13 protein-coding genes are annotated in these 13,580 nt (G+C 35.6%); 3 read left to right on the forward strand and 10 right to left on the reverse strand.

What is annotated here, in order from left to right; translation table 11 throughout:
* Positions 1 to 389: 389 nt before the first annotated feature.
* A complete protein-coding gene (locus tag JMM81_RS15775) occupies positions 390 to 680 on the forward strand; it encodes a HesB/YadR/YfhF family protein (RefSeq protein WP_256242517.1) in 291 nt (96 codons plus the stop codon).
* A gap of 118 nt (positions 681 to 798) precedes the next feature.
* Here the strand turns inward: JMM81_RS15775 and JMM81_RS15780 are convergent, their stop codons facing one another.
* The 8 genes from JMM81_RS15780 to acnA form a co-directional block, all read right to left on the reverse strand.
* Positions 799 to 1,092, reverse strand: a complete 294-nt coding sequence (locus JMM81_RS15780) for a hypothetical protein (RefSeq protein ID WP_256242518.1) — start codon at positions 1,090 to 1,092, stop codon at positions 799 to 801.
* A gap of 43 nt (positions 1,093 to 1,135) precedes the next feature.
* Positions 1,136 to 1,555, reverse strand: coding sequence for an acyl-CoA thioesterase (locus JMM81_RS15785; RefSeq protein ID WP_256242519.1), 420 nt, complete (start codon positions 1,553 to 1,555; stop codon positions 1,136 to 1,138).
* A gap of 91 nt (positions 1,556 to 1,646) precedes the next feature.
* A complete protein-coding gene (locus tag JMM81_RS15790; RefSeq protein WP_256242520.1) occupies positions 1,647 to 3,998 on the reverse strand; it encodes an AAA family ATPase in 2,352 nt (783 codons plus the stop codon).
* 207 nt (positions 3,999 to 4,205) lie between these two features.
* Positions 4,206 to 4,427, reverse strand: coding sequence for a small acid-soluble spore protein Tlp (gene tlp / locus JMM81_RS15795; protein ID WP_256242521.1), 222 nt, complete (start codon positions 4,425 to 4,427; stop codon positions 4,206 to 4,208).
* Positions 4,428 to 4,603: 176 nt separating this feature from the next.
* Positions 4,604 to 4,747: an acid-soluble spore protein N gene (locus tag JMM81_RS15800; RefSeq protein ID WP_256242522.1), complete on the reverse strand. Its 144-nt coding sequence runs from the start codon at positions 4,745 to 4,747 to the stop codon at positions 4,604 to 4,606.
* Positions 4,748 to 4,889: 142 nt separating this feature from the next.
* On the reverse strand, positions 4,890 to 5,021 hold the full coding sequence (locus JMM81_RS15805; RefSeq protein WP_256242523.1) for an FbpB family small basic protein: 132 nt from the start codon (positions 5,019 to 5,021) through the stop codon (positions 4,890 to 4,892).
* A gap of 298 nt (positions 5,022 to 5,319) precedes the next feature.
* Complete coding sequence (locus JMM81_RS15810; protein WP_256242524.1) at positions 5,320 to 5,829, reverse strand: peroxiredoxin family protein; 510 nt, start codon at positions 5,827 to 5,829, stop codon at positions 5,320 to 5,322.
* A gap of 138 nt (positions 5,830 to 5,967) precedes the next feature.
* Positions 5,968 to 8,673, reverse strand: coding sequence for an aconitate hydratase AcnA (gene acnA / locus JMM81_RS15815; RefSeq protein WP_256242525.1), 2,706 nt, complete (start codon positions 8,671 to 8,673; stop codon positions 5,968 to 5,970).
* Positions 8,674 to 8,984: 311 nt separating this feature from the next.
* Between acnA and sspO the strand changes: the two genes are divergently transcribed.
* The gene (gene sspO, locus JMM81_RS15820) at positions 8,985 to 9,134 is read left to right on the forward strand and encodes a small acid-soluble spore protein O (protein WP_256242526.1); all 150 of its coding nucleotides are present in this window, start codon (positions 8,985 to 8,987) and stop codon (positions 9,132 to 9,134) included.
* 191 nt (positions 9,135 to 9,325) lie between these two features.
* Here sspO and JMM81_RS15825 read toward each other — a convergent pair whose 3' ends face one another.
* The gene (locus tag JMM81_RS15825) at positions 9,326 to 9,586 is read right to left on the reverse strand and encodes a hypothetical protein (protein WP_256242527.1); all 261 of its coding nucleotides are present in this window, start codon (positions 9,584 to 9,586) and stop codon (positions 9,326 to 9,328) included.
* 111 nt (positions 9,587 to 9,697) lie between these two features.
* Here JMM81_RS15825 and JMM81_RS15830 point away from each other — a divergent pair, with 111 nt between their 5' ends.
* On the forward strand, positions 9,698 to 9,835 hold the full coding sequence (locus JMM81_RS15830; RefSeq protein WP_256242528.1) for a small acid-soluble spore protein P: 138 nt from the start codon (positions 9,698 to 9,700) through the stop codon (positions 9,833 to 9,835).
* A 1,624-nt stretch (positions 9,836 to 11,459) separates the two neighbouring features.
* On the opposite strand, the gene JMM81_RS15835 is transcribed toward JMM81_RS15830, so the two are convergent.
* The gene (locus JMM81_RS15835) at positions 11,460 to 12,665 is read right to left on the reverse strand and encodes a CapA family protein (protein ID WP_256242529.1); all 1,206 of its coding nucleotides are present in this window, start codon (positions 12,663 to 12,665) and stop codon (positions 11,460 to 11,462) included.
* Between the last annotated feature and the right edge of the window lie 915 nt (positions 12,666 to 13,580).

A 13,580-nucleotide genomic window follows, 5' to 3' on the forward strand; every position in this document is an offset into this window, starting at 1 on the left:
TCTCGTGTAATCAAGCTTTGTATGATTAAAGTAAACAAGATCATTTTCGTGAATTAAGATATCGATAGGATCAAATGTATACAAATGATCACCCTGAATAGGCTTCTCTTCCAGAGACAGCTTTAATTCAGGTCCCCCTCAACCGATTCCCATAGTAAGGCGAACATATAGCTTTTCGTCCTCACTATCTCTTCCTTTTACAATTGCTTGATCTAATACTTCAAGTGCCGAATTAGTAACCTTAAACAATATTGTCACCCCCTTTCAAAACCGCTCCTCCATAGGTTTATTAAAAATGAGATTCCTCTCCAAGGTTTCTTTGTCCTAGAAATTGCGATACAATATACTTTAAGTGAAGCAGAATGGACTACACCAAGGAGATGAGATTTATGAAAATATCGGTTAATGATGAAGCAGTAAAATGGTATCAGGATGAAATGGGACTAGAAACAGGCGATTTTGTTCGTTATTATGCTCGATATGGTGGATCAACCAAAGTACAACAAGGGTTTTCCATTGGAATCTCTACTGAAGAACCTGTTGATATTGGAACGCAAACAACGAAAGCTGGAATTACGTTTTATATTGAAGAAAAAGATCTATGGTATTTTGATGGACATGACCTTTTAATCGAGTTTAATACAAAGATAAGTGAACCAGAATTTCACTTCCAAAAATAAGCAGACAAGTCTATTGTCTGCTTATTTTTCTACCTTTTTCAAGCCAATCTATCTCTTGTTAGCTTGGTATAGGGCGTAAATCTGAGTGTATCCTTCTAGTTACCCGATAGAAACCACTTTATGACCTCAGGTGGTGAGTTAATCCTTCGTTTTTAAGAATTTCACTTTGTTTTTGTCCCAATAAATCAAAATGAGAATAACCATCTTTTCTTTTGTCAATCCATTCTGGTTTAAGCCCGTACTGAATTCCCCAATTAATCAACTTGTTTAGATCCTTACAGCCAACCTTTGTAACCGTTTTACTATCCGGAAATCGATTATCCAACCAATAGTGAGTGAGAAAAGCAATCTCACCCTGATCAACTTTCGTTTTCCATTCTTTCAGTTCTTTTCGTGTAATACCAAAGGCCATTTCTGTCCTGCTCCCCCTCCTTAAAAAGAGTCATGACTACAGACTATTTTTTCTTTACTTCTTCATATTTATTAAACCATTCAGGAAAAGCCTTTTTAAATTGAACAGGCCTAAAATTGTCTTTTTTTACAACAATATGTGTGGTGTTTCCTTGAGCACAAACTTCATCTTCCCCATTTACAATGTGATACCCATAAACTGTTTTCAATCCATCGTTTTTTTCAATCCATGTTTTGACAAAAGCCTGTTCTCCATATCTTATGGCTTTCTTATATGTAATTTGAGCATCATAGACAGGAGCGTAATATCCCATTTCCTCCATAGCAAGATAATTGAATCCGAGGTCTATAATAAGCTGGGTTCTCCCTAGTTCAAACCATTTTAAATAATTCGCATGATAAATAACACCCATCATATCCGTATCTGCATAAAGCAACTGAATTTCTTTACTTGAAATAAACATGTTTTGTTCCTCTCCAATCATTGTGAGTATCTTTCATCTTTATCCTTTCTTAGTATAATGACTGAAACAGTATCTGTATCTATTAATAGGGTTACTCCACTTTTCCTAATTTATTGAGCGCTCTTTCAATATCTTCTTTCTCAATTAGAGTAGCTACTTCTAACAAGGGAGTCGAGGTATTTTCAGTCATTAATCGAAGGGCCTGTGATTGAAATGCTTCATTCATTAAGTTTGTAGCAAACCGTCCATTTCCATCATTGAAGTAGGTATTTAGTTCAAATCGGACAAACTGTTCGGCTTCTTCCGTCAAATAAAAATCAAATTGCTTTCCATATGATTTCATGATCTGCAATAATTCTTTACTTGAATAATCTTCGAAGTGAAGAAACTTCTTGAAACGAGATTGTAAACCTGGATTACTTTCAAGCAAGAGATTCATTTCATTAGGATAACCCGCCAACACGACGACGAGATTCTCATTATGTCGAGTCATTTCATCGACTAATGTGTCAATCACTTCTTTTCCAAAATCACCAGAAGATTGCCCTAACAATGAATAAGCTTCATCAATAAATAATACACCACCGAGAGCATCGCGAATTTTACGTTTTGTTTTAATCGCGGTTTGTCCAACATATCCGGCAACAAAATCTGCACGACTTGAAATAATTAAATGACCTCTTTTTAATAAGCCACATTCTTTTAATAACTCTGCATAAATTTTGGCAACTGTCGTTTTCCCCGTGCCAGGATTTCCCGTAAAGACTGAATGGAGTTGTATCGGTACAGCAGGCAACCCATGATCGCGCCTCATTTTCTGCATTTTAACAAAGGAAATAATCGAACGAACTTCATCTTTTACATTTGTTAAGCCGACTAGGCTATCTAATTGTTTCTGTGGATCTGTTCCTCCTGCTCTATCCTCATGGATAAAATCCTTTTTATCCAATAGTGAAAATTGTAAAAGGTCATCTTCTTCATCGAATGCTTGTCCTGACCCTTTTTGAAAAATAGCATCAAGAATAAGATTTCGCGCCGTTCGTGCATTTCCAAATGAATCATCGACTCTTTCTTTTTCAATTCGCTCTTCAAGAGCAGTCTTTGCGGCGTCTGTTAGAACATAATCATTATCAGCGGCTAGTTTTTCACCAATCCTAATTAATTCTTCATTTGTATAATCAGGTAATGAAATATGGTTAGACATCGGAAACCTGCTTCGCAATCCTTGATTTGCCTCTAAAAATTGCCGCATTTCATCGGGATATCCCGCAAGAATAACCGCAAATTTCCCTCCATATTCTTTACCTGTCATCAATGAAACGAGCGTATCGATTGCGGTTTGACCATAATCATTACCGGATTGTCCTTCTCGCTTTAAATTATAAGCTTCATCAATAAACAATACGCCCCCAAGAGCCCGTTCTACTACTGAACGTACATTTTCCTCTGTTTGACCTACATAGGCGCCCACTAACTGTGCACGGTCAACCTCGACCACTTCTTTGCTCGGTAATACACCTAATTCATGATAAATTTTTGCAAACAATCGAGCAATCGTCGTTTTCCCTGTACCTGGATTTCCTGTTAGGATCATATTTAAACTGACTTCGTCCTTTGTTTGAAACCCTTTTTCCTTTCTTAACTTTTGATACTTAAAAAATTGATAAAAATCATTTACCCTTCTTTTAACAGACTCAAGTCCAATCATTCCGTTTAATTCATCTAGTGAACTAACAACACCTTCTTCCTCGCTGGCCCTATCATCAATAAACAGAGCTGACCATTGCTGTTTTAATTCGTTAATGGAAGAAAGATGGAGCTTCATATTCTCAAAATGAACAGCAGTATGAAACGCACCAGCTAATGATTTTTCATATTCACTCGTTGCTTTTAATAATGAAGCGCTTTGTTCAATAACCTCTTCCAAAATCCGGATCATTTTTTGATAGAGAACAAGTGAATCATCATTTATGATTTCGGTTGATGACTGTGTAAAAGAAGTTAATTTTTCCATATGTAGTTCTGCTATCTTTAAAAATTGTTGGCATATAGTGATATAGAGATCAACCGCTCGTTTTCTGGCTTGACGATTATCGGTTTCTCGTATGGGCGGAAATGTTAATCCTTCTAATAATTTACTGCTTTTTTTCCATTCGTAACAAGCTAAATATTCATTTGCTCTTTGATTAGATGGATTTAATTTCTTCGCTTTTTCCATCCAGCCAAGAACAAGAGAGTCCTTTTTTCCTTTCGCTGCTGTAGATAATGCGACAATCGTCAGTAATTGCGAGGCAAGCATATTGTTTTTATTTTCTTTTATATCAATATCTTGCAGTAATCTTAATAATTCTCCTTCGTTTTCAATAAAACCATGCTTATTGAGTTCATTTTCCCATTTTTGAATGAGTTGTTTTTGTTCATCTTGTTTTTGTAATTTATTCATAAACACCACTTCTTTATCTTGTTGTTATGATCTTAAGGAATCTCTTCTATTCTAACATATTTACTTAAAGGAAATAGGAAAAGTCTTTTAGAGCATAAAAGTTGATCATAGAGGATATTTCAAACGTTTAAGAGGACCCCACCCAAAGAACGGTTTTCTTTAAGTAGGGGTTTAAAAGGATCATTTTCTAATTTAGTTCATTAATGATTAACGAGCTCCATTCTCATCATGTATTTCTGAGCGCATTGCCTCAATACTTTCCCGACGACGCTCATTTTTTGCTTCCACTTGTGCTCTTTCGTCGCCACTTAAATTGTCCATTGTTGCTTCCGCTTTTCGGATATTATCATCCGTATTGACAATCATCTGTTGTAGCTTTTCAACATTATCACTACGATCATCTGGGTTCGGTTTATTATTGTAGGGCATAACATTTCCTCCTTGTAATGAGATTTAATCGTACAAAATTAGTTTGTCAACTTCTTTTGAAAAATAATCAGAAAGCAGAAACATAATTTTTATTTAACATAATTTTATTATGTAAACTAAAAAAACATAGAGAAATGCTGTATCTAGCGTTTCTCTATGTTTTTTAATTTATTTAATTATTCTCCCTTAGTCTGCATCACTTGGGCGTGTTCTCCAGATGTATCTTGCATTTTCTTTCCTTTACTGCCTCCAAAACCGCGCGGTTGTGTTCCAATATGACTTGGAACGAAATGTTTACTATCTTTCTTTGGATTACCCATTCGATTCCCTCCTCAAAGCGTAAATCTTTCATGAGAATGTTATTACCAGCCACTCTATTTTGCTGATGTTACTCCTCATGTAAAGTATCTCCTATGAAAGGGGGTTTCATTATTGGTAAAGAATGTTAGCACACTCTTATATTTATTCAGCTTTGCTTAAATGTTTTTTCTCTAAGCGTTCTTCGATTTTTTCTATTGCAACTTGGTCACGTAATAATTGTAGTTTATTTTCGTTAACTAGTTCTGCAAATGAACGTTTTCTGGGCTTTCTCATTTCTTATTCACCTTCCTTATTTACTATTGTAACGGTTATTATGGTCTAAAACCGCTTAAATTATTACAACTTTTCGAAAATTAATTTCTTTGCAATTACTTTTTTTTATTAATATCATTGAAATTATAGCATTTGTTTATTAACTTAATTGTGAAAAATATCACATCTTTCGCAACTTTTTGTGTAATTTTTGTTTCCATGATTACTTAGCTATATAGGCTAGGAAAAGTTTACATCCCTTGTTATTAAAGTAATGTATCATAAAAGGAGCACCGATCCTGTTAGACCAGTGCTCCTTTTACATATCTTCTATATATTGTTTCATAATATCTTCTGTCATTGCCGTTAAGTATTTATGACGAATGATCCCCTTTTCATCAATAAAATAGGTAGTTGGAATCGTCAACACTTGATACATTGAATTCACCGTGTCTTTCTCATCGAGCAAAATAGGAAAAGTAATTCCCATCTCTGTCACAAATTTATTTACATTATATTGAGGATCAATATTAACTGCTAGAATAACGACATCCCCTTTTGCTTGTTGATAAAATTCTTCCATATCAGGCATTTCTTCTTTGCATGGAGGACACCAAGTTGCCCAAAAGTTCAACATCACTTTTTTGCCTCTATAATCGGATAATTTCACTGATTCACCCGTTAACGTTTTCACCTCAAAATCAGGCGCGTTTACTCCTAGACCTAGCCCAGGAAGGTTGTCTGGCTTTTCTTCCTTTTCCATTGCTTGAACAATTGCAACGGTCATCAGTGCAAGTAAAAGAACAGATGCTGCAACTTTTTTAACCATGAAAAATCCCCCTTCATTCCCAATTCATTCTATGTATATTGTAACCTAAAGCATAAATATAATGAAATAATTTATATACAGTGTTTATCTAAAAAAACACCATACAAGAAAAATGTATGGTGTTTCAAGAAAATCTAATTATTTTAATTTCTCACGAAGAACCATTTGAAGAATACCACCATGACGATAGTAATCGATTTCTACTTCTGAATCAAAGCGAACAAGTACGTCAAATTCTTTCTTATTGCCTTCTTCATCTGTAGCCGTTACTCTAACGAAGTCACGTGGACGAACGTTTTCATCAATTTGAACATCAATTGTTTCTTTACCCGTTAGGCCAAGTGTTTCAGCACTTTCGCCATCCTTGAATTGTAATGGAAGGACACCCATAAGAACAAGGTTAGAACGGTGAATACGCTCATAGCTTTCAGCGATAACGGTTTTGATTCCAAGTAAGTTGGTTCCTTTTGCTGCCCAGTCACGAGAAGAACCCATTCCATAGTCTTTCCCAGCAAAAACAACAAGACCTGTGCCATCTTCTTTATACTTCATACAAGCATCAAAAATAGAAGTCACTTCACCAGTTGGCCAGTAAGTTGTGAATCCACCTTCTGTACCAGGAGCGATCTGGTTACGAATACGGATGTTGGCAAATGTACCACGCATCATCACTTCATGGTTACCACGACGAGATCCGTATGAGTTAAAGTCACGTACGTCTACACCATTTTCACGTAAATATTTACCTGCTGGTGTATCTTTACCGATTGCACCCGCTGGAGAAATATGGTCCGTTGTCACAGAATCACCGAACTTACCAACAACACGTAAACCATTTAATGGTTTTACTTCATCTGGATCAGGGTTTAAGCCTTCGAAGAACGGTGGATTTTGGATATAAGTTGAATTTTCATCAAATGAATAAAGTGGTTCATTGCTTGTTTGAATTTTATTCCAAAGAGCATTATCACCAAATACATTTGCATATTCGGTACGGAATAATTCTGGTGTAACGGTTTGTTTCACAACTGCATTTATTTCAGCAGTAGTTGGCCAAATATCTTTAAAGAATACATCATTGCCATCTTTATTTTTACCGATTGATTCGTTCTGAAGATCGATATCAACGGTACCTGCTAATGCATAAGCAACAACAAGCGGCGGTGAAGCCAAGTAGTTTGCTTTTACAAGCGGATGGATACGTCCTTCAAAGTTACGGTTACCTGAAAGAACAGATGTAACAAGTAGATCGCTATCAGCAACTGCTTTTTCAATTTCTTCTTTTAATGGGCCAGAGTTACCGATACAAGTTGTACAGCCATATCCTACAGTGTTAAAGCCAAGTTGATCTAAATAGGGTAGAAGACCTGAATCACGTAAGTATCCTGTTACCACTTTTGATCCTGGAGCTAAAGAAGTTTTCACAAATTTAGGTACTTCCATACCAAGTTCAACTGCTTTTTTCGCAACTAAACCTGCACCAACTAATACATAAGGATTAGAAGTATTTGTACAGCTTGTGATCGCTGCGATGGCAATAGCACCTGTTTTCATTTTCGTTTGATCGCCATTTGCAAAATCAACCGTTACTTCTTTGTCAATTTCTTTCTCATCTAAACCAAAACCTTGGTTTCCTTGAGGAGCTGTAAGTGCTTCGTTAAATTCTTTCTTCATAGCTGAAAGCGGAATTAAATCTTGTGGACGTTTCGGACCAGAAAGATTTGCTTCGATTTCAGATAGGCTTATTTCAACCACTTTTGTATAGACTGGCTCAAAAGATGGATCAAAGAATAAACTATTTTCTTTACAATATGTTTCAACAACTTTGATTTGCTCTTCTGAACGACCTGATAGACGCATATACGTAAGTGACTCATCATCTACTGGGAAGAATCCACAAGTTGCACCATATTCAGGAGCCATATTAGCAATCGTTGCACGGTCAGCAAGTGGTAATGCAGGTACACCAGGGCCGAAGAATTCAACAAATTTACCAACCACACCATGGCTACGAAGTACTTGTGTTACTTTTAAGGCAAGGTCAGTAGCGGTTGCACCATCTGGAAGTTCACCAATTAACTTAACCCCTACAACTTCAGGAACTGGGAAATAGGAAGGTTGTCCAAGCATTCCTGCTTCCGCTTCAATACCGCCTACGCCCCATCCAAGAACACCGATACCATTAATCATCGTCGTATGAGAATCTGTTCCTACTAATGTATCAGGGAATGCATCATATTCTCCGTCTTCATTTTCAAGTGCATGCACAACATTAGCCAAGTATTCTAAGTTGACTTGGTGAACGATTCCTGTCGCAGGTGGAACGGCACGATAGTTATCGAATGCTTTTTGTGCCCAGCTTAAGAACTGGTAGCGCTCCGCATTACGTTCAAATTCTAGTTCCATGTTTAAACCAAGAGCTTCTTGTGTACCGTACTTGTCAACTTGTACAGAGTGGTCAATAACAAGGTCAACTGGTTTAAGCGGATTAATTTTATCAGGATCTCCACCTAAATCAGCCATTGCTTTACGAAGTGATGCAAGGTCAACAACAGCAGGAACTCCTGTAAAGTCTTGAAGGATAACGCGTGAAGGTTTGAATGGAACATCAATTTCTTTTACTTCATTTGTACCCCATTTTGCTAGGTTTTCAACATGTTCTTTTGTAATCACTCGGCCATCTTGTTGGCGAAGAACGGATTCCAATAAAACCTTAATAGAGTAAGGCAATTTTGAAACATTTCCCACTCCCGCTTGTTCTAAAGCACCTAAGTGATAATAATTGTAGCGCTTCCCGTCTAACTCAAACGACTTACGGGCATTAAAAACATCATTTTTTGTCATATGTATTTTCCCCCTATTCATGATATCCGTAATAATCATATACAATTTTTATCAATTTGTCGAAAAATTTGAATTTTTACTTTTGTGACAAACTTCTCCAACTATTCCATTCTAATATATGCCCTTGTATATGTAAATAACAAGAAACCACAAGAATGTTAAGAACATATTTATTATTTCAAAAAAACAATTATAATATTTATTTAAAATATGAAAATCTTCCCTAGAGAAGTAACACTACCTGAATCTTATTGATGAAGAATAATTTTTCGATATAGAAGGGATAATATCGAAATGTGGAGGTGATAATCATGGCAAAAAGAAAAGCAAACCATATTATTCCTGGAGCTAATGCAGCCAGTGGACAAGGTAAAGGTACCGGATATAATGAAGAATTTTCTAACGAACCGCTAACAGAGGCTCAAAAATTAAATAATAAAAAACGGAAGAAGAACCAATAAGTATTGTGAAACCGATAATTCTCGCTTTTTTAAAAGGCTTGTAATAGTACTGGTGCTTTAAAATTTATATGTAAGTTATTTAATAAAACAAAACACATGCTTACATATGCCTAAGGACATCTTCCAACAGTACGCATCAATAGTGCTTTTAAAAAACAGCCCCCATCTTAAAACTTGGAGGGCTGTTTTCATTATGGTGTTTGGTTCACTTCACTTACCATGCTTTGTAAATCATTTTGAAACTTTTCTAATTGAACACGTTGATGTTCAGAAGCTACTTCCATTGCATTTTCAATTTGCTGATACGCTTCATTTACTTCTTGTTTTAAATGTTTAAGCTGGTGTCCATAGCTAGCTGAGTCTTGTACAATCTCATAATAAAGCTCTTCAGCATCCTCTACACCTTGTTGTGCTGCTTGAAACGCCTGCTGTTTATTTTTATGGTATGGCATGTCTGTTCCCTCCTTTACTAAATATGTACCGTTAAATTGTGCAATCATGAAATAAAATATTCAGCATAAAAAAAAATCATTTTCTCATCCTAATAAGGAGGAGGGATGAAAATGAATAAAAATGATGGGAAAGATATGCGTAAGAACGCACCAAAGCAATCAGGTCAACCTGAGCCACTAAGCGGTTCTAAAAAGGTGAAGAACCGCAATCATACAAGACAAAAACACAATTCTCACCACGATATGTAATCAGCAATCTATGGTGATTTTCTCTACCTTGCTATAAATGAAATAAGCCCACGACTCATAAAAGTGAATCGGGGGCTTATTTTTAATTGTAAGGAAGTATATTACAGTTGAAAATCAAACTAGTTTGGCACTATACTCTACCTTAACCATCATGATTTTTTACATAAATATGATGGTTTTCATTTTCGTTTAACCATTTAATAAGAGAAAATGCTAATAAGCGGTAGAGGCAAAGCATTTAATACGGCTACAATAACCGCTTGCTCGGTTAAAATTTCTGTCAGTGCTCAGCGAGAAAATTCTGGTCGGTCTTGAGCATCACCTAACTTGACTTTTCTATATTGTCCAAGATTAGCCATATTAAAATAATAAATAAACCGATTGTTAGAAACTCAAAAGCCCAGTCTAAGCGGTAGTTGATCGCATTCATCATTCCTTCTATTATAGGTCCAGCTGTTTCTCTCCATATAACTAGTAAAAAGGTTACGATAATAACTAATAATAAAGATGGCCAAAAAAACCATTTTATCATTTTAGGCGAGAAGACTCCCACTTCAATTTTGTGAAGGGCAACGCCCAAAAATAAGTGGGAGATGAATCGTCTTTTTGCGTAGCGAAACATGTGTTTGCGTGGTATAATATACCTGTACATATACCTGTACATATACCTGTACAAGTTGTTCTTTGAAAACTGAAGATAGGAGGTTCTAGCAGGAAAAACGTCTGCTAGGTAAAATCTTCAACGTTCTTTCGTCCCACACGTACCGAAGTTGCTAATCCTTAGCTAAAGTAGGACGTGTGGCGAGTCAACGTACAAGTTTGCATGACTGGCAGGAGGCTAAATTAGTCGTTTGTACTGCTAACCGTCGGTGCGACGGGGTTAGCCTGCTCAATATCTGTTCGATAGAACGGAGTTCGCAGGAATCCCCCACTTCAAATTTCGTCAGAAATTAAGTGGTGGGTAGTTCAACAATTCTAAGTTTCATATCGTGTTTACATCCCTCCATTTTATATGGTTATACCCTCCTGCTATTTAAAACAGAGAATTGTTACACTCTATCTTCTACACTGGTAGAAAATAATTTGGACATAATCTCTTCATCAAGAGTGATTAGCATACCTTACACGAGAAAAACAGCCAAATCATGAGATAAATGTATTTGATCTCGCTTTCATCAAGAATGTTGTCGTTTTCACCCGTAATGTTACCGTTTCCATGCGCATTGTTAAATATTCTAGAATCCTTCATAATATAGACATAGATACATAAGACATAAATAAAGAAAGAGGGATAACAAATGATAAAAAAACTGATCGAGACTTTTAAAGAAGGTTATGAACTTTACGCGGATGCTTACAGTAAAATAGAAGGATTAGGAAAATACAGAGTATCAGAAGACAACAAAGAAGCGAAATAATCTAGATTTAGGTTTATAATAGCCAACAGTAAGGGTGATACGATGATTTCACTTCAAAAAATACAAAGTGACCCACTAACCGATTCTCAATGATAACCAGAGAATCGGTTTTGTGTTTTCATTATCTATTTTAATGTTTTAAGTGTAATTGAAGCATTCCTAACTACAATGCTCTTTATCTGACTGACCTTGCGACTAACCCCTCTCTAAATATTTTCAATAAATTCTAACTCTGGAACCCATTGTGACATATGTGCTTTAATATCTTCATACAGACCTTGTGCATTCATTAAATCGTCATTAGTCAATTGATTCATAGGAATAATTTTGTAATCTCTCCAATTATGAAACTTTACATAGGTTGGTAAAAACTTTGGGTTTTGTAAGGTGATCTCTACATTATCGCCGTCTATCACTTTTTGAATTTCAATATTTGCCATTCCCCCAATTTGTCTATATAACTGATCTTGTGCAGATACAAAATTGCCAAGTGAATAGATAACAAAAGCTTTATTTCCTTCTTTTCCCTGAATCCAAGAAACAGGTTGCAAGACATGGGGATGTGTTCCGAGAATGATGTCTACACCTTCATCAACTACATATTGAACTAAATCCTGTTGAGATTGATTAGGCATTCTTTCATACTCATTACCAAAATGAAGACTTAACACAATGACATCAGACATTTCTTTCGCTCGATCAATTTCCTCTTTAATTTTTTGCTTATCAATAATATTGACAAGAAACTCTTTTCCTTCTGGGACTGGGATTCCATTTGTCCCATATGTATAAGCAATAAAAGCAACTTTAATCTCATCTTTTTCAATGACTCTAATTATATTTTGATCTTCAAAAGAATCATAAGCACCAGTATATAGCATATCAATTTTATTCCAGTGTTCAATAGCAAGTGGAACGGCTTTATCCTTTTTATCTAAAGTATGATTGTTAGCCATTGATACAAGATCAACACCAGCATCTTTTAAAGCATCACCAATTTCTACTGGACTATTAAAAGCAGGATAGGATGAGAGCCCTAAATCAACTCCTCCAATAACCGTTTCTTGATTAGCAAATGTAATATCAGCGTTTTGCATATAAGGCTTTACTAGTTCAAACATAGGGATAAAATCATATTGGTTATGACCAACATAGGCATCTTCATAAACCGAATTATGTATTAAAATATCTCCCACCGCTGATAAATGAATCGTTTTCACGATTGGTTCTGGTTCTGGTATTTCTTTTAGATTAGAGTCTGTTTCTTTTTTTTCTATATCTTCTGCTCCTCTTTCTTTTTCATTCATTGTTTTTCCTTGTTGATTTTGATCCTTAATCGGGGTACTACACGCACTAAAAATTAGTACTATTATTATAAATAGCACAAAATATGAAGTACTTCTTAATTTCATTAGATATCTCCTCATTTCCAATCATTATTTGACAATACAAATACGTCTACATATTTCCTTAGATCTTTCAATTTAGTTGTACTATTTCTCAAATACAGATATTTTTGTATATTTGCATATTTGATATTTGTATTATAACAATAATCGACAAAATAAATGATCGTTTCCTGATAAAAGAAATAAAAAAGAAGATTTTTTCACTCCCGCACTCGATAAAAAACATCCATAGTAAATATTAGAGTACAAACATGTTGTCGCTATATTATTTACTTTCCCGTATATGGTGAAACATTAACATCTCCTCAAAATAATAACTCTATACAAACAAAGGAGCCTCCATATAAATAGAGACTCCCTTGTTACCGAATAATGGATAATTAAATAAACAGAATTTAATAAACGAACCCTTCTACTTATTCCCACTCAACTGGACTATTATTGGAATGATTTGAAGCGCCTTTCCCAGACGTACGAAGCTTAGGCATTGTTACACCGAGGTTCAGATCAATATTTACAGATCTTCCGAATGAGAAAGCCCATGCAGGTCGCAGACCGTTTTTAGACATGGGATGATAGTGAGGTCAGATGTGATGTATAGATAAATATCGAAAGTATGTTCTGTACATCAAGCATCTGAAGTGGTAAAATAGGCTTATAGACAAAAACCAAGTCTATAAAACATTTTTGCTCTTTGATCATTAGATATTGTATAAGGTTCGATAGCCTCATTCATGCTATTGGTAAAACAATAGGTGTCATTATGCGAAAGACGATAAAACACTTATACTAATTCGGTCGAAGGACTGAACGTTTTCGCTGGCGGGCAGCCAGTTTGAGCTTGATGGGGATACAGGAAGTATCGTATCCATCCTTCTTTTCTCAAAGGAGAAAGGCGACCCAAGAAAACCACACAAC

This window comes from Bacillus sp. V3B, assembly GCF_024494465.1.
In the GTDB taxonomy this organism is placed as follows: domain Bacteria; phylum Bacillota; class Bacilli; order Bacillales; family Cytobacillaceae; genus Bacillus_BD.